Origin of the sequence: Thalassotalea sp. ND16A (assembly GCF_000764205.1) — a bacterium.
In the GTDB taxonomy this organism is placed as follows: domain Bacteria; phylum Pseudomonadota; class Gammaproteobacteria; order Enterobacterales; family Alteromonadaceae; genus Thalassotalea_A.
Window position 1 is genome coordinate 78511 of the sequence record NZ_JQDZ01000104.1, and the last position, 19864, is coordinate 98374.

Consider the following 19864-nt stretch of genomic DNA (forward strand, 5'->3'; position numbering starts at 1 on the left):
GTGATTTAGGCAAGGTATTAATTTTATAGAATGGTTATTCCATTGTCAAAATTCATAGCGCTGTATAAATCACTTTTAAACCCATCGAAGAAGCGTTTGAGCAATCCCACTTCTTCGTTGCACCTATTTGTAAGGGAATAACCATTACTGTATAGCTGCGCCTTAAATTGAAATCGCTCAAGCGCTCTGAAACCTACATCTTGAATGGTGGCGAGTATGAGTATATAGCTAACAGTCATTTTTTAATATCTTAGCATGTAATACCAATCTGCATAAGTAGAGAGTCATGTCATTCTATATTGAGATCGGCATTAATAAGATATGCTCGCATAATTTACCGTTAAAGTTGACGATTTAACAATTCATTCTAGCCCTTAAACCTTAGCTTTGATAATCTATGCCAAGTTAACATTTTACCCTTGATAAGAGATTTACATATGCCTTCATTAGATATTGTATCGGAAGTTGATTTAGAAGAAGTTCGTAATGCTACCGAAAACGCCAGCCGTGAACTAGACACGCGATTTGATTTCAGAGGGGTCGAGGCTTCATTTGAATACAAAAACCCTAACGTTACAGTGAAAGCGGAAGGCGATTTCCAAATAAAACAGATGTTGGATATGCTTCGCGCTCAGTTGTCAAAACGTAAAATTGATGCCAAAGCGATGACCGTCGGCAGTTTTGACCATTCGGGTAAAACCTACTCACAGCAAGTGTCATTTAAAGTCGGCATTGAACAAGCCGTGGCGAAAAAGTTAGTAAAAATCATCAAAGACAGTAAGTTGAAAGTACAAGCTTCGATTCAAGGTGAAAAGTTGCGCGTTACCGGTAAAAAACGAGATGAATTACAAGCGGTTATGCAATTAGTCAGAAATTCTGAATTAGAACAGACGTTCCAGTTTAATAACTTTAAAGATTAGTGCCCGCTGATTAAAAAAAAGCTTATGCATTTTGCATGAGCTTTTTTAATAAAAATACCCAATTGCCAATGAGATCCCATTTTGACTAGTCGAATCGCCACATTACTAGAACAAGCTCTACAACTTAAGCAGCAAAATCACCTGTCTTCAGCGGCAATGTATGCAAGAAAAGTGTTAAAAAAAGAGCCTGCTAATTTAATTGCCAACCAAATCCTACTCGAGTTTGCTCAGTCGAATAACGACATCAATGCCGTTGACAGCTGCACATCCGTCATTTTACAAATTGAGCCGGACAATGTACCGGCGCTGCTGGCACAATTAAAAACTTATGAAGTAAAAGAGCTGCATTTTAAAGCCATCGTCTTGCATGAAAAACTGCAGCAACTGCGGTCTGGTGATTATGACTTGGCGTACCGCAAAGCGTTAAGTTGTTTAAGTGCTGGCAAAGTGCTGGAAGCAGAAGCGGCATTGCTATATTGTTGCCAACAAGAACAGGTAAATCCGTTTGTTTATCTGAATTTGGGGCATGTTTATAAGGCGAAAGGCAGTTCGACTCTGGCGTTGGAAAACTATCAATTATTCATTGCCAAAGAAACCAAGAGTGCTGCCGTTGGTTATTGGAGTTTGGCGGACTTAAAAGACTTTACCTTTACCCCACAATTGATTGCTGAAATGCAGTCGATTCTGGCTGCGGCAACACTCTCTGCCGGCAATAAAGCGCTGATGCTGTTTGCTTTAGGGCGCGCCTATGAGCAAAGTAAACAATTTGATAAATCATTTACCGCAATGAATCAAGCCAATCAAATTCTTGCTCAGTATCGACCGTTTAAAGCCGAGCAGTACGCCAATTTAATTAAAGGCTTTATTGCTGACTTGCCTTCACTGCCCATAGAGCAGCAACACAACCCTGATTTTACGCCTGTTTTTATCGTTGGCATGCCACGCTCTGGCACCACTTTGGTAGAACAAATATTGGCGTCGCACTCAAAGGTGGAGTCTACCGATGAATTGCCGTATTTGGAACGTATTGCGCTAGAAATGGAAATCAATGGCGGCTACGTTAAAAATTTAGCAAATCCTAACTTTCAGTTAACGACGAAATTTAGCCAGCAATATCTAGAGCAAGCCGGTCAATATTTTGACACCACACCGAAAATATTTATTGATAAAAATCCGAATAACTTTTTGCATATTGCTTTGATATTACGATTATTTCCTCAGGCCAAAATTATCAATGTGGTTCGCGACCCGCTGGATAATGCGATGAGTGTGTTTAAGCAACACTTCAGTAACGGTCACGACTACTCATATTCATTACCTGGCATTGCCTTTTATTGGCAAGGCTATTTAAGTTTGATGTTTCACTGGCACAATTTATTTGCCGGAAAAATTTACCACTTAAGTTATGAAGCGCTGGTTGCCGAGCCTGAGCCGCAAATTAGAAAACTACTGAATTATTGTCAGTTAGATTTTGAGCCTGATTGTTTAACCTTTTATAACTCCAAACGTCTGGTGTTAACCCCTAGTGTGAGTCAGGTGCAACAGCCGATAAATAATAAATCGGTTGGTTCATGGCAACAGTATCAATCACAACTTACCCCGGTACTGTCTGATTTTAGTAAAATTAGAATTAAAGCAAATGAGTTATTAAACAGTTAAACAAATTCGAATAACGTTATGAATATTCTTGCCATAATTAGCCCTTTGATTTTCGTTGGGCTGATCGGCTTTATTACCAGTAAATACGATTGGTTTAGCAAGAGCCAAGTCGACAGCCTGGCCAAGTTTACCTTTAATTTGTCAATTCCCGCGTTTTTGTTTCAACAATTGGCAAACGCGGATTTAAGCAATATAGATCTTAGTGTGTATGGCGCATTTTATGCGCCTGTGCTTATTGTTTATTGCCTGGCATGGTGCATAAATTACTATTTTCACCAACAGCACAATCATGATCAAACAGCGTCTGCATCTTATGCGTTGGGGGCGAGCTATTCAAATAATGTTATCGTCGGATTGCCGGTTAGTTTGATGGTGTTGGGCGAAGAAGTTTTGCCTGTTGTGTTTCTGGTGGTTAGTCTACATAGCGCACTGCTCTTTGGTATCACCAGTTTTTTATCGGTGAAAGGTAAAACTTTTCGCTGGTCAATTTTTTTCAGGCAAACTCTATGTAACCCTTTGATCATCGCCATTAGCGCGGGCTTTATGATCAATTTAATGGCAGTAACCTTGCCACAAATCCTCAATGATTGTTTATTATTGCTCGGGAAACCGGCGATTACATTGGCATTATTTCTGTTAGGCGCTTCCTTAGCCTATTACCGTATTCGCAGTGAAATTAAATTTATCATCTGCGCAAGCGTACTCAAATTAATGGTATTACCTGCTTTGGTTTTTATCAGTACCCGATATATTTTTGAGTTTAACTCACTCATTATCACCACTCTGGTTATTTTGAGTGCGAGCCCCACCGGGGTAAATGCGTATTTAATCGTAAAACAACACGAAAAACATCAACAAACCGTCGCCGGCAGTATCGTGGTGAGTACGCTAATATCAATAGTTACGATACCTGTTTGGTTATTGCTGTTGCCTTAACAAGATTGTGTCAGCCCAATGTGTCGCTGTTTTTTAGGCGTAGATATCTTTAGAGTGCACCACAGCATTGTTTGTATTTTTTCCCTGAGCCACAGCTACAAGGGCTATTTCTGCTCGCGGGCACCACAGCTGCATTTGTGTTCGCTGTACCACTTTGGCCAAGATTGTTTTCGCTCCCTTGCGCAGGCTTAGCCGTTACCGGTTTGACGGCTGTTGGTTTTGCCTTTACCGGCGTGGCTGCTGCATTTGTCAGTTTTGCAACTTCGGGACTCAGAGCAGGGTCAATGATGCAGTGAATTAGCATCTGTAATGCGCTGCCGCCGTTGGTAAGCTGCAGTTTATTGTCAAAATTTCGTGCCAGTTGAAAGGTGCGATCTCTTAACTGATGATACTGTGGCCAGCCTTGTTCAGTAATACCATACAGGCTCCAAAGGCGACGCCAGTCTTGCGCGAAATTATCAATAATTTGATGGAAGCCAATGATGCCATCGGCGTTATTTTCTGGGTTATTGATTTCTACTTTTAAGTCATCGATTAAATTTTCCAACTCACCAGGAGACATTACCACAGGCGCATTAAAGCGTTCCATTAAAATGTTTGGTTTGTGCTGTGGGTCAAATTCCAGGTGCTTAGTTGCTAACGTCGCATCCTGAATTCCTGGGACTTGTGAGTTATCTATCATTTGCCAAAATTTACTGGAACCCATGGTATCGATAACTAAATGGATACGGCGGATGTCGCTATCATTGACCACTTTATGAGGTTTCCATGAATCAAATATCCAGCATTCACCGGCGGCCATGTTGACTTGTTTATCAGCACAATGAAAGATCACATTCTCGGTGGTAATGATTGGGATGTGGATCCTTACCCGTTTATACCAATGGTAGTTGATGTCGGTATGGATTGGCACTTCACAACCCGGCTCTAACGCCATCAAGCGTGAGCGGCCAAACACTTCGTTAAATGAAGCGAGAATTTGTTGGATGTACGGCAGTTTGCTCAGTGCCTGGGTTTGTTCTATCGGGCCTTTAAAGTCGTTATTAATTTGTCCGCCAACACTTAATAACGGTACCGCGATATTGCCGGCAAAGCCTTCGTGGTGCGCATGCCAGTCTTGCTCGGTAAGTTGCAATACTTCCGCTTGTAAGCGTTCAATATCAAAGCTTAATGGTAATTTAAAAAATTCGTGTTTTAACTTCATCGTAAATCCGGGAGCGAACGCTAGGCCAATTGGCCATGGCATTGTTTGTAACGTTTATTGGAGCCACAGGGGCAAGGAGAGTTTCTCGAAACTGGCGGTTGTACCGATTGCTGCACTGACGGCGATTGCGTTGGTGTTAGCGCTTCGCTTTGAGATTCGGCGCTAGCAATTAATTGCTGAGCGATATCAGTGCTTATTTGCTCTTGCTGGCAATTGCCTAAATGCTCGTTTAAACTAGCTACCAAATCCTCAACTTGCGGCATTTGTGCTGCCAGCAGATGTGCTTTTTTATGCCACTTGGTCTTGCTTGGTGTGCTTAACGTATACTGAGATAACGGCAACCCATCTTTATAGCTGTCGGTCAGTTGCTGATCGGCATCAAGACCGGCAAATTGGCAAATGTCGTTGACGACTTGCTCTGGTTGCTCGATTAACTGCTGATAATTGATCATTTTCCAGCGGTTATCAGCAAGCGCTGTTAAATCCTTAATAATGGTAGCGTTACTCACTTGCCATTGGTGAGTCGCAATTTCTTCCAGTTTTTTGCCTTTTAGCTGTTGCCAGTTTGGTGGTAAAAATAGTGACCATTTGCCAGCAAAACCCGGCAAATTTGGATAAGTTCGAAAATGACCAGAGTTCCAGGCATCCATGATACTGCTGATGTTTGCTTTCGGATCTCGAACCAAATAGATAAACAGTGCATCAGGAAAAAGTTTATTTAAAAACGGTATGCGTAGCGAATTTTTTGGCGTTTTTTCTAAAAAGCGTACTTGTTGTTCACTGTCTTGATTGTAGGCAACACCATCTCGATTGATTAACATCGATTTAAAGCGTTGTCGTAAAACTTCGGCATTTTCATCATCGGCATCATCGGCAGTGAGCGCATTCGACTCAAAACCTCGAAATACGGTACTGAATTTAGGAATATGTTCAATAACGGCATGGCTCTCATCACCGATAGTCCAGACACCTTTTACTTTCGATAAGGTTTCAAATAATAGGGTACTACCAGAACGTGGCGCCGATAAAATGATTATTGGCCTGTTAAAAATACGTGTTGTCACAATGTTGCTACAGCTCTAATCTTGAAAGTGAGGGTGAATTATTAATGATTACATCAAGGCTACATCATATGTTAAGTAACGATATCAATACAAGGCTAATCAAATGATAATGGTTAGCATTTATTGCTTAAACCGTAAACTTTCTTTATTGTTAGCTGATACAGAATCTATAACAACTAAAAAAACTGGATAATTATGGCAGCAGCACGTGGTGGGTTTAGCTCACGTTTAGGGTTTATTTTGGCAGCGGCAGGGTCTGCGGTTGGCTTGGGCAACATTTGGGGGTTTCCCACACAAACAGCAAGTAATGGTGGTGCAGCGTTTGTGCTGGTCTATTTGGTGTTGGCGTTTTGTTTAGCCTACCCGGCATTTATGGCGGAATTGATGATTGGTCGCTACGGCCAGGCGAATGCGGTAACCTCTTTACAAAAAATGTCTCGTCAAGCCTGGCAAAAAAAGTTTGCTTTTATGGTCGGTTTTGGCGGTATCATTTGTGCAACGTTGATCCTCAGTTTTTACGGCATAATTGCGGGCTGGATGATGTCATATGCAGTCGAGCCCTTTGCCAAAATGATAGGTATGCCACCGGTCGCTGAATGGGTCATTACTCAGGGCATAACCCGCAATGTACTCTTTACCGCCTTGTTTATGTTTTTAACGGTGTTCATAATTCGTCGTGGCGTTGAAGATGGTATTGAAAAGTGGTCTAAACGGTTAATGCCGATGTTGATTGCCTTGTTAGTGCTACTGATCATTTATGTCATGACGCTCGACGGTGCAAGCGATGGCCTGGATGCATATTTAAACCCGGACTTATCAAAAGTGTTTGAACCTGATTTGTTAGTAAGTGCTTTGGGGCAGGCGTTCTTTTCATTGTCATTAGGCACGAGTGTGATGGTGATTTACGGCTCATACATTAGTAAAAAAGAAAATTTGGTTACCCTGGGAGCACAGGTAACCTTGATTGATGTATCCATTGCCTTTTTAGCCGGGTTATTGATCATCCCGTCAATGTACGTAGCGCAAGCTCAGGGCGTTGCTATTTTTGCTGCCGATGGCTCATTAATTTCGGGGCCGTCTATGGTATTTTCGGTATTGCCAACGCTATTTGAAGGCATGGGTGCTATTGGTTTATTTGTTGGTTTTGCCTTTTTTATATTAATGAGCATTGCCGCGTTAACATCAAGCATTTCGATGCTGGAAGGTCCGGTATCTTATGCGGTTGAACGCCACGATATTGAACGTACCAAAGCCACCACAGGCATCGGCTTTATTATCTTTTTGATGAGTACACTTATTGTCTTAAATCTTGATTTTATGCTCGACTTCGTCGCTACCCTTGCTACCGAATATGGGCAACCAATCATCGCCATGTTGTGTTGTATCTTTGTTGGCTGGATTTGGCAGCGCAGTGAAATATTGGCAGAGATTAAACAGGGGAATGAGCAGGTTGAAAGCTCATTATTTTGGAAAATCTGGCCCTGGTATACCAAGTTTGTCTGCCCGGTAGCCATTGCTATGGTGTTTATCCATTCGCTGTAAGTCACTCGACATAAACGTGATAAAAAAGCTGCTTGGTGCAGCTTTTATTGTGCAGAGAGGTAGTTATATTCCTGCACCATGGATGGGAAAAAGGAGCTCCGCCTATGGTTGGCGGGGTTTTAACCTAGAATTTTTGCCGGGAGGTAATTATCCAGGGAGCCGGCTATTTTGGCCAATTTAATCGCCATGGCTGCGGCAATTGAGCTAACGCACTGATACAGTTTGCGTCAGTAAAAAATTCACCGGAACTGGGCAGTTGGCTAAATTGATATTGCTCGCCATTAAGTTCAAACTTCAGCGCGTAGGCATGTAAGTAGCCTCTGTCAGACATATCCGCAGGGTTATAAATAGCATCGCCCGCAATGGCTGAGCCAATGCTGTTTAAAGCAACTCTCAGCTGATGGGTTTTACCCGTTCGCGGCCTCAGTACAAACAGCCTTAACCCTTGCGCTAACGAATAACTGAAAAACTGGGTGATCGCAGGGTTATTGCTGGTTCGGGCTAAACGCCAGCTACTGCGCCGGCTCTTTACCATATCGCCTTTAATCCAACCTTGTTTTTTCTTTGGTTTATCTTTGCTGATGGCGAGATAAAATTTGTCAATTAAATGTTGTTCAAACATTTTACCCAAGGCTCTGGCGGTTAGTTTATTTTTGGCAAACAATAACAAGCCGGAGGTCATTTTATCTAAGCGGTGTACCGGAAAAAGTTCATCGTATTGCTGTTGTGCTTTAACCTGATTGAATACGCCCTGGCCTGGATTATCTTCATCGTGAAAATTGCAATTTTCCGCTTTATCAATCACCACAAAATCATTATTTTCAAAAATAACGGAATAAGTAAGTGCTGTCATTTTATAACATCGCACCGACAATGAAGAAGCCGATGATGGTAAGCATTGCCGCAAAAATGGTATAAGGTAATTGGGTTTTAACATGCTCAAAATGATCACAGCCACTGGCGATAGAGGCTACCACGGTTGAGTCTGAAATAGGCGAAGAGTGATCGCCAAATATACCACCACTCAATACTGCACCAACCAGAAAGGGGACTGGCATTCCTGTTTCCAGGGCAATAGGGATTGCAATAGGGATTAATAAAGCAAAGGTGCCCCAAGACGTACCCGTAGAAAATGCCATGATAGCGGCGGCTAAAAAGATCAGCGGTGCGATTAATATCAGCGGAAAATCGCTGGTAATTAAACTACTGACATAGGTACCTGTGCCTAAACCTTTAATCGCGTCACCAAAGGCAAAGCTCAATACCAATATCGTCACCGCCGGTAACATATTACCAATGCCTTTGATAAAGCCTTGGCTAAGCTCTTTTAGTGTTAGTAATTTATAACCGAAGATCATTATTATCAACATAACTAACGATGATACTATTGCAATGAACACCGAAAATGAGCCTGAGCCTCTGCGAATATCGCCATCACCGGTAACCCACAATAAGGTTAAGGTGATCGCTAATAAACTTAACATCGGTATCCACATTACCCGTGCTTTCGCCGTTTTTACTTGTTCAGTCGATTGCGCCGGTACTACCATGCTTTCGCTGTTGGCCATGGGACCATAAACTTTACCGCTATAAGCGGTATAGTAGGCCAGCATTACCGCGATGATGGCATAAAAATTATAGGATAAGGTACCAAGTAAAACACCTGTTGGGTCTTCTAAATTATAGCCGTCAAGCAGACCTAAAAGGTAAGCGCCCCAGCCGTTGATAAGAAACAAAACACTAATTGGTGCACAGGTAGAGTCGAGCAAGAAAGCAAGTTTTGCTCTGCTAATGCCATGTTGATCAAACAGTTTTTGCGAAGCCATACCCGCGGTGAACATACTCAAATTGGTATCGGTAAAAATGGACGTGCCAACTATGGTAGGTAATAGGGTTGCTTGTCGTTTTGTTTTCACCAGGCTGAGTCTAGATAAACTTTCAATAAACCCCTGTACCGCACCTGAGCGATTCATTAGCTCAACCAAGGCACCAATGAGTAAACTAAAAGTGATGATTTGAGCATTACTAGTAGACGAAAATACCTGCGCTACCTCAGCAAGTGATTGCACCCCGGCGGTAAGCGGGTTCCAATTTTCCAATAATAAAAAACATAAAAACAAACCGCTAATTAACGCCAAGATTGCGTTTTTACGCCAAATGGCAATGGCGATGGCGAGTGCCGGGGGTAATAAGGTTAGAGCTGTATCTTGCATGAGTCACTTGCGGTTTATTTTTTTATTGCTGTCAACTTTACCTTGAAATCAAACCTGTGCAAAGTAATGTTGAAATTAATACATTATTTTTTACAAATTGCCGCTTTCAAATGGCGTCAGTACCGGTAAACTGATTACCGGGTATCCTGCTGAGCAGCTGTAAATATCTATTATGATCTATATGACTGATTGTAGTGAAAAATCTGCTTGCCACTATTGAAAAACTGGATATTTACCCCACATCTAATTCTTAATGACTATAATATGCAAACTGGCAAACTATAATGAGCCGCCCATTTGTATTTCGGAGTGACTTTGACTTTCTCTATTTTGGATTTAACCCAGGCTTTTGAACAACACCACTTATCTGCTATTTCTGGCGCTCAGCGCGGTATCGAGCGTGAAACGTTAAGGATAAAGCCGGATGGCAACTTATCAACCCAAGGTCATAATTCAGCATTAGGCTCAGCACTAACCCATCAATATATCACCACTGATTATTCCGAAAGCTTATTGGAGTTTATTACTCCGGTGTCTACCTCCATTGATGAATCGTTAAATCAGCTCAAGGACATTCAAAAATTCACCTTAAATAACATTGATGGTGATTATTTTTGGCCAATGAGTATGCCGTGTATGGTTGATAATGAAGAGCAGGTACAACTGGCTCAATATGGTTCATCGAATATCGGTACGATGAAAACTGTGTATCGTCAGGGCTTAAAAAATCGTTATGGCAGTATGATGCAGGTTATCGCCGGTATTCATTTTAACTTTTCTTTTTCGAAAGAATTCTTTAATAGCCTGCAAGAAATTACCGATGATAGTAGCCCATTGCAAGATTTCATCTCTGACCGGTACTTTGCGTTAATTCGAAATTACAAACGCCACGGCTGGTTAATTCCCTATTTGTTTGGCAGCTCACCGGCACTGTGCCCTTCATTTTTACAAGGCAAGCCTCATCAGCTGCCGTTTAAAAAAGCGCCAGCAGGTTGTCTCTACCTTGAACATGCGACTTCGCTGAGGATGAGTGATTTAGGCTATACCAGTTCAGAGCAAGCTAATTTGAAGATCTGCAATAACAACATCGACACCTACGTTTCTGGTGTGCAACAAGCAATTAATCTGCCTTCAGAACAATTTGCCCATATCGGCGTTAAATTGAACGGTGAATATAAGCAGCTGAACAGCAATATTTTGCAAATTGAAAATGAATTATACGCGCCAATCAGGCCAAAACGCGTGGCAAAATCAGGGCAGAAGCCTTCAGATGCGCTCAAAGAAGGCGGGGTTGAGTATATCGAGGTACGCGCGATGGATGTGAACCCATTTGTCAGTACCGGCATCAGCAAAGAGCAAATGCACTTTCTTGATGTGTTTATTACTTACTGCATGTTAAAAGACAGTCCGCAGATGAGTATAGATAAAAAGCGCGTATTTAATAGCAACACCGATAAAGTGGTGCTCGAAGGTCGAAAACCAGGATTAACGCTTAATGATAATGGTATTGAAAAAACCATACCAGAATGGGGCGCTGAGATTTTTGCGGAGATGCAACTTATTGCCGGTCTTTATGATAAGGCTTATGCAACCACAGCCTATAGCGACGTTATAAAAGATGAACTGGCCAAAATACATGATCCACAGTTAACCCCGTCGGCACGGATCCTTGATGAATTGTTTACTACCGGCAAAGGCATAGTCACCTGGTCGATGGAATATGTAGAGCAATTCAGTAAAGAGTTAACGGAACATAGCTATCAGGTATTTGATGAAAAATTATTACAGCAACTGGCTGAAACGTCTTTGCAAAAGCAGGCTGAAATAGAAAATTCAGATACCTTATCGTTTGATGATTTTCTTGAAGAATATTTTTCAAAATAAATTTAATTTAATTTGAACTATCTAAAAGATATGCACTCCTACTTTAGGTAAGACATTTTATTTCCTTATGAATGACATTTTAAACGCATATTTTTATATGCGTTTTTTTTATTTTAAAATTTATTTTAAAATTTTTGAACCTTTTAGATTTTTATTCGTCCTACTTAATGAAAGCAATTTTTCCCTGGACTGCTTTTGACTCTATAGAGCGCGTACTTGCAGTAACGCGCTTTTTTTTGCCTAAAATATTTGCAGATCGGAATTGGAGGAAAGAAGTTCATTTTCAACCGAACCTGATACGAATAACCATTCGCAATACGATTTTTCACCCAACAATTTAACGTAATGTAATTGAAACTCTGAATGGTAGATATGAGCGAATATGAGACCTCTACAATATAAGAAATAATACACCGTCATCCTGTGCGAGCCTAAGCGAGACACGGGACCTCCCGACGGACCCTGAGACTCTAAAAAGAAATCAAATTTCTATAAGCACACTATTACTGGAGGAGGTACCGGATGTCGCTAGGGCTCCTCCGGCATGACGGTGTAGTTTTCTAGTTTTGCAAAAAAAAGCACATAACCAACGTTATGTGCCAAGAATAAAACCAGGGAGAAATAAAATATTCATAAAGTAAGAATGCCAAAAGACTGAAAAGTTCAGAAAGTTTTCAAAAATAATAAAAATAATAAAAATAATTTCTTATTTCTGGCAAACTAGTAGTCAACAGTGACCAATAGCGATAACAAAACCGTTTTCTTTTGAGTGCCTATGAAAATAATAAAGCAGTTAACATTTCTCCTTCTGGTATTGCAAATTGGTGGTTGTACGACACCGCCTCCGCAAAACCCGGAAAACCTTTGTGAAATTTTTCGCGAACACCACAGCTGGTATGAAGGCTCTAAAGACATGCAAGAACGCTGGGGCGTACCTATTCATGTGCCGATGAGCATGATGTATCAGGAAAGCTCATTCAGAGCCGATGCACTGCCGCCAAGAGATTATTTATTTGGTTTTATTCCCTGGGGCCGAGTCAGCAGTGCCTATGGCTTTTCACAAGCGAAAACGCTCACCTGGGATGATTACATTCGAGAATCAGATAATGCTGGTGCCGACAGGGATGACTTTGACGATGCCATAGATTTTATGGGCTGGTTTATTGCCAAAACGCAAAAGATAAATGGTGTCTCTAAATGGGACCCATTTAATCAGTATCTGAATTATCACGAAGGTTGGGGCGGCTTTAAACGCAAAACCTACAATCAAAAAGCCTGGTTAGTGAAAGTTGCCCGCAAAGTAGAAACCCGGGCCAAGGTGTATGGTAGTCAGTTAAAAAGTTGTGAAGACGAACTCGACAGCAGCTGGTTATGGCGAGCTTTGTTTTATTAAGCTGCGAGTAACGAGCTACTGGTCACGGGCTGTGTATTTGATGAATACACAGCCCGTGTAACAATTCCAACTCTGCCCGTAGCTCGTAGCCAGGAGCGATTAATATTTTGTCTTTGGGATGTACTTATACCCAGCAGGAAGGATGCCTTTTAAGGGGGATTTCACTTGCAAGTGTGGTCGGCGAGGATCAGATCGGCAGCTTTGGCCCCTATCATAATGCAGGGCGCATTCGTATTCGCACTTACTATGGTTGGCATAATTGAAGCATCAGCAACCCGTAAGCCATTAATGCCGATGACTTTAAGGGTATTATCTACCACGGCTAAATCGTCATCGCCCATTTTACAGGTACCTACCGGGTGATAAATATTATTGGATTTTGCTCGTAAAAAGTCTTCAATCTGCTGATCCGTAGTCACCTTGTTGCCAGGCAATAGTTCGGCGGTATTATTTTTCGCCAAAGGTGGGGTTGCTAACAGCTGTCGGGTTAATTTCACCGCTTGTACCATATCGCTGATATCATCTTTGTGGCTTAACATATTGCCATCGATTAATGGCGGCGTATCAATGTTATTAGCTTTTAAGCGAATGCAGCCTCGGCTTTTTGGCCGGAGTAAACACACATGGGTAGAGATCCCCTGTTCAAAAAACATCTTAATATTACGGCCATGATCGTCCATCGCGGCGGTAACAAACTGCCATTGCAAATTGGGTCGGCTTTGCTGTTGATTTGATGAGATAAAACCGCCGGTTTCGACCACACTGGTGGTAAACGTACCGGTATGGTGTTTCAAATATCGGTAGCCTTGCTTAATTAAATTGAGAAAAGGTTTTGGCTGTAAACTGATCAAGTTTTCGCGCCGGTGTTTATTGACGATTATCGCATCCACATGATCTTGTAAATTTTTACCGACGCCGTTTAGTTGATGTATTACGTCGATATTGTGCTCAGTCAATTCATCCTCTGCGCCGATACCACTTAACATCAGCAATTGCGGGCTATGAATGGCGCCGGCGGTCAAAATGACTTCTTTCGCTGCGGTGATAGTCAATAGTGAATTTGCTGATTTATATTGCACCCCATAGGCGGTTTTGTTTTTCATCAGGATTTTTTGCACGGTGCATTGGGTCAATACGGTCAAGTTTGCTCGACACGCAATTGGGCTTAAGAAGGCTGCTGCGGCACTGTGCCGTTGACCATTCTTTTGCGTCACTTGATAATAGCCAACACCAGCTTGCTGCTCACCGTTAAAATCGGGGTTAAACGGGTAACCGGCATTGAGAGCACTCTGAATAAAATCGGCTCCTACCGGGTGCGAGGAGCGAGAGTCGGCAACGTTTAAGGCTCCTTGCTGACCATGATATTTATCATCAATTCGCTCCTGGCACTCAGTTTCAATAAAGTATGGCAATACCTCATCATAACTCCAGCCAGAATTTCCTAATGCTGCCCAGTCATCGTAGTCTTGTTTTTGTCCGCGGGTATACAACATGGCATTAATGGCACTACTGCCACCTAAACCTTTGCCTCTGGGATTGTATATGGTGCGGTTATTTTGCTGGGTTTGCGCGGTTGATTCAAAACAGTAATTATACGCTTTTAACCGCATTAACACCGCTGTCGCAATGGGGGTTTTTACTAAAGCATTATTATTTTTGCCGCCGGGTTCAATTAAGCAAACGCTATACTCACCAGAAGCGCTAAGTTTGTTTGCTATCACGCAGCCCGATGAGCCAGCACCAATGATGATAAAGTCAAATTGCGAAGACATAAAACACTCATAATACCAAGTTGATTAAAATGAGCAGATATTTAATCAACTTGCTATAAAAATAAATAGATACATCAATGTAACGGATCTATTGTGGTTTTACAATCTGTGGTCTTACCAGCTATCCTTGATAATGCTCTGGCATGATCCGTACCGTCTTTACCCGGTTATCGGTAACGTCGATGATCTCCATTGGATAACCGGCAATTCGCATGCTGACATTGCATTCAGGAATGTCTTCGAGATATTCAAGCACCAGGCCATTCATGGTTTTCGGGCCATCAATGGGCAAGCCCCAACCCATTTCTTTGTTGATGTCTCTAACGTTGGCGCTGCCATCGACTAAAAAAGAGCCATCGGGTTGGATGTGCACTTCATCACTGGGAGCGGGCTCCATGGTGGTGGTAAAGTCGCCGACAATCTCTTCCAGAATATCTTCCAAGGTTACCAGGCCCTGAATGTCACCATATTCATCGACCACTAAGCCTAAGCGCTCTTTCGCATGCTGAAATTTTAATAGCTGTACATTCAATTGGGTGCCTTCCGGAATGAAGTACATTTCACGGACCGCCCGCAGTAATGTGGCTTTGGTGAACTGACTCTTGGAAATAATTTTCACTGCATCACGCATATGCACATAACCGACCACATCATCGATACTGTCGCGATACAAAATGACTCGAGTGTGATTGGCCTGGGTCAGTTGCTTTTGGATGACTTTCCAGTCGTCGTTAATATCAATCCCCTGAATTTCACTGCGCGGGATCATGATGTCTTCAACGGTGACTTTTTCGAGATCGAGAATGCTGACCAGCATGCTTTGGTCGCGAGCCGGTAGCAATGCGCTTGATTCATTGACTACGGTACGCAGCTCTTCAGTGCTTAAACTGTGTTCCGCTCGTTGCTCTGGGCTAATACGTAATAGGATCAAAAAGCCATTAGTGATCCAATTAACCACTACCACGACTGGATAAAGAATTTTTAATAGCATGAGCAAGATGATTGAGCTGGGGAATGCGACTTTCTCTGGGTACATTGCCGCCAGAGTTTTTGGTGTCACTTCGGCAAAAATTAAAATCACCAAAGTGAGGATTAATGTCGCGTAAAATACGCCAACATCTCCGAACAAACGCATGCCGATAATGGTGGCAATTGCTGAGGCGGCGATATTCACCAGGTTATTACCGATCAAAATCAAGCCGATCAGTCGGTCTGGCCGGTCGAGTAATTTACTTACCCGTTTGGCTCCTTTGTGATTATTCTGTTCTAAATGGCGTAACCGATAACGGTTAAGCGACATCATGCCGGTTTCAGAACTTGAAAAATACGCGGATATAAAAATGAGTACACCGAGTACGCTAAATAGCATACTAGTTGATATGTCGTCCAATGAAGGGGTCCTATGTTGCCAAACACATGTTAGAGTATTACTTATACCTTAACTGTTACGATAAGAGAAATTCTTTCACAAATCTACTGCCAAAGTATGATAACGACAGCAGAAAAGTTGCCACAACCGATAAGCTGAGTACCTTATGACCACGCCAGCCAAGACGATAGTGACCCCATAAAATCGCAATATAAACACTTAATGCGGTAATTGACAGCAAGGTTTTATGCAGGGTTTCTTTTGCCAAAAAATTGTCGATGAAGAAAAAGCCAACCAATTCAGAGATTGCCAAACAATTGGTACCAATAAGCATGAGCATGAATAACTGCCCCTCTACCTGCATCAATGGTGGCAGATGATTAACGGCAGTGAGCTTTTTTGATTTTAACTTATAATTGATAAAATTCACTTGAAAGGCGTAAAGTGTGGCTATCACTAATATGCCATATGACAATAATGCCAAACTAATGTGCATTACTAACGTAAACTTAGATGGGTCTATTACCAAATGTTGATCTGCCGGAACGAATGCCAGGATAGTCAGTAAAGCTGCAGAAAAGGCGTAAACCACGGGCAATATTAAATTAATTCTATATCGTGTCGAAATAATCGTTACTGAAATCGTGATAATAAACGCAACTAACGACAAGACATTGATCAAACTAAAATCAATGGTTTGTTGAAAGAATATATTTTGCGATAACAATAAGCTGTGTCCAGCCAATGCGATACTACCAAAGGTTAAATACACTTTTGGATTGGGGCCGGCAGAATCAAATAACTTCGATGAAATAGCAAATGCCGCTGCCGCATATAAGCTAACCACGGCGATGGTGAGAATACTAACTAAATCCACCAGTTTACTCCTGAATTTTTTTCTTTTAATAAGTTGATGATAATAACAAATTACCAATTCGATTAGCTAATGTTATTTAATCACAAGTTGATTATATATCCGTTCATAGTTAATCAATTTGATGTAAATCGTCTTTAGGCGAAGTTCAAATGCTTGCGTAAAGGCTTTATTGCCATCGTTGCAATAAGCAGAGTACAGCTAATGGCTAACCAATTTGGCAACATTTCGTGGCTATGGTTCATTTGTTCAACAATATTTATGCCATATCTGGATAAAACCAGGTCAAGCAAATAGCCAAAACTGATTGCAGAAATTGAAATGCCGACTAAATAGCGAACTAACACGGCACTGCCCATTTCCTTTTTAATCACCCCTAAAGTAGAAATGTTGGTCGCGGGCCCTGCCATCATAAAGACCAGAGCGGTGCCTGGTGAAATACCGGCTAAAATAAAGCCGGCTGCAATTGGCGTCGATGCGGTAGCACAGATATACATAGGAATGGAAATGGCAATCATGATTACCATTGCGATTACGCCACTGCCGTATTCGAGTAAGAATTCCATCGGTAAAAACGTGCGCACCAAAGTCGCGAATATTAAGCCGATCAATAACCAAATGATTAAATCATCGATTAATTGACTGAAGGCATATTTAATACCCTGCAGTGTTTTTTGGAGAAATAGTTTAGATGGTGAATTCGCTTCAATCTGGGGGGCGGTGGCACAACAACCCGATTGTTTTTCTTCTGACGCTTCCTCTTTACTGGCGCAGCAGGTTTTTACCGCGCTAGTTTTCTCCGCGCTAGTATTCTCTGCTACTTCTGGTTTTGAGGTACTCACCAATAAACCGGTAAATATTGCCGATAAAATTGCTGCAAACGGGCGGTAGATTGCCATGATGGGACCAAGCAATGCGTAAGATACCGACACTGAATCGACGCCAGTTTCTGGGGTGGCAACTAAAAATGCTGATGTCGCTGGCGCCGATGCTCCTGAACGCTTTAATTGCGTAGCAACGGGGATTACTCCACAAGAGCACAAAGGCAAAGGAGCACCAATGAGTGCGGCCTTGACAATGGCAAAGTTGCCCTGGCCTAAATGTTTGCTAAGAATTTTGGTTGGCACCAAGGATTTCATTAAACCGGCAATTATCAAGCCCAACAGCAGCCAGGGGCTAGCTTCATTGGCGAGCGCGAAAAAATTATTTAGCAACTGATTGATTGTATCCATAAAGTACTACTTGAAATTTGTCCAATTCACCCACAAATCAATTGTACCTTGTTTAAACGATTTAGTTTAATCAAATATTTAAAGATTAACGCTTTTATCTGGCCGTTTGAACATTTTCTGCTTTCGCTTAGCAATCGGCAAGGTATAATGACCGGCATAAATTAACTGATCTGAGCCCGGCATAGCAACACTCATTATGCGAGTTTAGGTTAAGTATTCACGAAATTTTTATAAAGTATTGAGACTATGTTTGAGAATCTTTCCGACCGTTTAGGTAAAACCCTAAAAAATATTAGTGGTCGTGGTCGCCTGACTGAAGACAATATTAAAGACACCTTGCGTGAAGTGCGCATGGCATTATTAGAAGCGGATGTTGCCTTACCGGTAATACGTGAATTTATTGCCAATGTAAAAACCCGAGCGGTAGGTCAAGACGTATCGAAAAGTTTGTCGCCAGGGCAAGTCTTTGTAAAAATTGTTCGCTCAGAACTTGAAGCGGCAATGGGCCAGGCCAATGAAGCGCTTGACTTAAAGGCTACGCCACCAGCGGTTATTTTAATGGCGGGTTTACAAGGTGCCGGTAAAACCACCTCAGTAGCCAAGCTTGGTAAGTTTTTGCGAGAACGGGAAAAGAAAAAAGTTCTTGTGGTAAGTGCTGATGTTTATCGCCCTGCGGCGATTAAACAGCTTGAAACCTTAGCCGCTGAAGTTGAAGTTGAATTTTTCGCCAGTGATATCTCCCAAAAACCAACCGCCATTGCCAACAATGCAATTGCCCATGCGAAAAAGCAATTTTGTGATGTAGTCATTGTCGATACCGCCGGTCGTTTGCACGTTGACAGCGAGATGATGGATGAAATTAAACAATTACACGCCAACATCAATCCGGTAGAAACCTTATTTGTTGTCGATGCGATGACCGGTCAGGATGCGGCCAATACGGCGAAAGCATTTAACGATGCTTTACCATTAACCGGTGTTGTCTTAACCAAAACCGATGGTGATGCGCGTGGCGGTGCGGCATTATCAATTCGTCACATCACCGGTAAGCCAATTAAGTTTTTAGGTGTTGGTGAAAAAACCGATGCTTTAGAAGCATTCCATCCTGATCGTGTTGCTTCGCGTATTTTGGGCATGGGCGATGTCTTGTCGCTGATCGAAGAAGTAGAGCAAAAGGTTGATAAGAAAAAAGCCGCACAACTGGCGAAGAAAGTCAAAAGTGGTAAAGGCTTCGACTTAGAAGATTTTCGTGAACAGTTAGTGCAAATGAAAAGCATGGGCGGCATGATGGGCTTGATGGATAAATTGCCGGGTATGGGCAATATGTCTGAGCAAGTCAAAGGGCAAATGGATGACAAAGTCACCATTCGTATGGAAGCGATCATCAATTCGATGACACCGGGCGAGAGAATTCGTCCAGATATCATTAAAGGCTCACGTAAACGCCGAATTGCTGCGGGCTCAGGCACGCAAATTCAAGACGTGAACAAGTTGCTTAAGCAATTTACCCAAATGCAAAAAATGATGAAAAAAATGTCGGGCAAGGGCGGTATGCAGAAAATGATGCGCTCGATGAAAGGCATGATGCCTCCAGGCGGCATGGGTGGCATGGGCGGTCCAGGTGGCATGTTCCGCAAATAACGTGGGTTTTAACCTCGCAGGTTGGCGGGGTTTTAACCTGAAGGATCCCCACAAGTTTAATCTCACGTTTCATTAACTAATTCAGTTAGAGCGAGCCTAAGTTCGCTCTTCGTTAGTCGATATTGCCTTCCTTGGTGCTGCAATAATCTCAATGCTAAATA

Annotated in this window: 15 protein-coding genes; 7 read left to right on the top strand and 8 right to left on the bottom strand. The window is 42.1% G+C overall.

Translation table 11 applies throughout. The features are described 5' to 3' along the window. Positions 1-437: 437 nt before the first annotated feature. The 3 genes from ND16A_RS04375 (at position 438) to ND16A_RS04365 (ending at position 3515) form a co-directional block, all read left to right on the top strand. Entirely contained in the window at positions 438-920 is a 483-nt protein-coding gene (locus ND16A_RS04375) for a YajQ family cyclic di-GMP-binding protein (RefSeq protein WP_033078628.1), read from the top strand. Positions 921-1001: 81 nt separating this feature from the next. Beyond that, positions 1002-2579 (top strand): tetratricopeptide repeat-containing sulfotransferase family protein, encoded by a 1578-nt coding sequence (locus tag ND16A_RS04370; protein WP_152593909.1) that lies wholly within the window; start codon positions 1002-1004, stop codon positions 2577-2579. 18 nt (positions 2580-2597) lie between these two features. Next, on the top strand, positions 2598-3515 hold the full coding sequence (locus ND16A_RS04365; protein ID WP_033078629.1) for an AEC family transporter: 918 nt from the start codon (positions 2598-2600) through the stop codon (positions 3513-3515). A gap of 49 nt (positions 3516-3564) precedes the next feature. Here ND16A_RS04365 and ND16A_RS04360 read toward each other — a convergent pair whose 3' ends face one another. Together ND16A_RS04360 and ND16A_RS04355 are read right to left on the bottom strand one after the other, a co-directional pair. Beyond that, entirely contained in the window at positions 3565-4719 is a 1155-nt protein-coding gene (locus tag ND16A_RS04360; RefSeq protein WP_033078630.1) for an aspartyl/asparaginyl beta-hydroxylase domain-containing protein, read from the bottom strand. Positions 4720-4739: 20 nt separating this feature from the next. Then, positions 4740-5783 (bottom strand): sulfotransferase family protein, encoded by a 1044-nt coding sequence (locus tag ND16A_RS04355; RefSeq protein WP_033078631.1) that lies wholly within the window; start codon positions 5781-5783, stop codon positions 4740-4742. Positions 5784-5978: 195 nt separating this feature from the next. On the opposite strand from ND16A_RS04355, the gene ND16A_RS04350 reads away from it, so the two are divergent. Further along, positions 5979-7325 (top strand): sodium-dependent transporter, encoded by a 1347-nt coding sequence (locus ND16A_RS04350; protein WP_033078632.1) that lies wholly within the window; start codon positions 5979-5981, stop codon positions 7323-7325. A gap of 163 nt (positions 7326-7488) precedes the next feature. Here the strand turns inward: ND16A_RS04350 and ND16A_RS04345 are convergent, their stop codons facing one another. Both ND16A_RS04345 and ND16A_RS04340 read right to left on the bottom strand, forming a co-directional pair. Then, positions 7489-8178, bottom strand: coding sequence for a TIGR01621 family pseudouridine synthase (locus ND16A_RS04345; RefSeq protein WP_033078633.1), 690 nt, complete (start codon positions 8176-8178; stop codon positions 7489-7491). 1 nt (position 8179) lies between these two features. Beyond that, complete coding sequence (locus ND16A_RS04340) at positions 8180-9538, bottom strand: Na+/H+ antiporter NhaC family protein (RefSeq protein ID WP_033078634.1); 1359 nt, start codon at positions 9536-9538, stop codon at positions 8180-8182. Between the two features lie 315 nt (positions 9539-9853). On the opposite strand from ND16A_RS04340, the gene gshA reads away from it, so the two are divergent. Both gshA and ND16A_RS04330 read left to right on the top strand, forming a co-directional pair. Next, positions 9854-11422 carry a glutamate--cysteine ligase gene (gshA, locus tag ND16A_RS04335; RefSeq protein WP_052073243.1) on the top strand — a complete coding sequence of 523 codons (1569 nt, stop codon included), beginning with the start codon at positions 9854-9856 and terminating at the stop codon, positions 11420-11422. 775 nt (positions 11423-12197) lie between these two features. After that, positions 12198-12815 (top strand): transglycosylase SLT domain-containing protein, encoded by a 618-nt coding sequence (locus ND16A_RS04330; protein ID WP_033078636.1) that lies wholly within the window; start codon positions 12198-12200, stop codon positions 12813-12815. A gap of 161 nt (positions 12816-12976) precedes the next feature. On the opposite strand, the gene ND16A_RS04325 is transcribed toward ND16A_RS04330, so the two are convergent. From ND16A_RS04325 to ND16A_RS04310, 4 genes are all read right to left on the bottom strand, one after another. After that, on the bottom strand, positions 12977-14587 hold the full coding sequence (locus ND16A_RS04325; RefSeq protein ID WP_033078637.1) for a GMC family oxidoreductase: 1611 nt from the start codon (positions 14585-14587) through the stop codon (positions 12977-12979). Between the two features lie 121 nt (positions 14588-14708). After that, entirely contained in the window at positions 14709-15977 is a 1269-nt protein-coding gene (locus ND16A_RS04320; RefSeq protein WP_033078638.1) for an HlyC/CorC family transporter, read from the bottom strand. A gap of 55 nt (positions 15978-16032) precedes the next feature. After that, a complete protein-coding gene (locus ND16A_RS04315) occupies positions 16033-16833 on the bottom strand; it encodes a cytochrome C assembly family protein (protein WP_052073244.1) in 801 nt (266 codons plus the stop codon). Between the two features lie 134 nt (positions 16834-16967). Further along, positions 16968-18062: an SO_0444 family Cu/Zn efflux transporter gene (locus ND16A_RS04310; RefSeq protein ID WP_033078639.1), complete on the bottom strand. Its 1095-nt coding sequence runs from the start codon at positions 18060-18062 to the stop codon at positions 16968-16970. 246 nt (positions 18063-18308) lie between these two features. Between ND16A_RS04310 and ffh the strand changes: the two genes are divergently transcribed. Continuing rightward, positions 18309-19703 carry a signal recognition particle protein gene (gene ffh / locus ND16A_RS04305; protein WP_033078640.1) on the top strand — a complete coding sequence of 465 codons (1395 nt, stop codon included), beginning with the start codon at positions 18309-18311 and terminating at the stop codon, positions 19701-19703. The last annotated feature ends 161 nt before the right edge of the window (positions 19704-19864 follow it).

Bases quoted from the DNA above. Each gene is read 5' to 3' on its own strand.
- ND16A_RS04375 (WP_033078628.1), top strand. From the start codon at position 438: ATGCCTTCATTAGATATTGTATCGGAAGTTGATTTAGAAGAAGTTCGT.
- ND16A_RS04365 (WP_033078629.1), top strand. From the start codon at position 2,598: ATGAATATTCTTGCCATAATTAGCCCTTTGATTTTCGTTGGGCTGATC.
- ND16A_RS04360 (WP_033078630.1), bottom strand. From the start codon at position 4,719: ATGAAGTTAAAACACGAATTTTTTAAATTACCATTAAGCTTTGATATT.
- ND16A_RS04350 (WP_033078632.1), top strand. From the start codon at position 5,979: ATGGCAGCAGCACGTGGTGGGTTTAGCTCACGTTTAGGGTTTATTTTG.
- ND16A_RS04345 (WP_033078633.1), bottom strand. From the start codon at position 8,178: ATGACAGCACTTACTTATTCCGTTATTTTTGAAAATAATGATTTTGTG.
- ND16A_RS04340 (WP_033078634.1), bottom strand. From the start codon at position 9,538: ATGCAAGATACAGCTCTAACCTTATTACCCCCGGCACTCGCCATCGCC.
- ND16A_RS04330 (WP_033078636.1), top strand. From the start codon at position 12,198: ATGAAAATAATAAAGCAGTTAACATTTCTCCTTCTGGTATTGCAAATT.
- ND16A_RS04325 (WP_033078637.1), bottom strand. From the start codon at position 14,587: ATGTCTTCGCAATTTGACTTTATCATCATTGGTGCTGGCTCATCGGGC.
- ND16A_RS04310 (WP_033078639.1), bottom strand. From the start codon at position 18,062: ATGGATACAATCAATCAGTTGCTAAATAATTTTTTCGCGCTCGCCAAT.
- ffh (WP_033078640.1), top strand. From the start codon at position 18,309: ATGTTTGAGAATCTTTCCGACCGTTTAGGTAAAACCCTAAAAAATATT.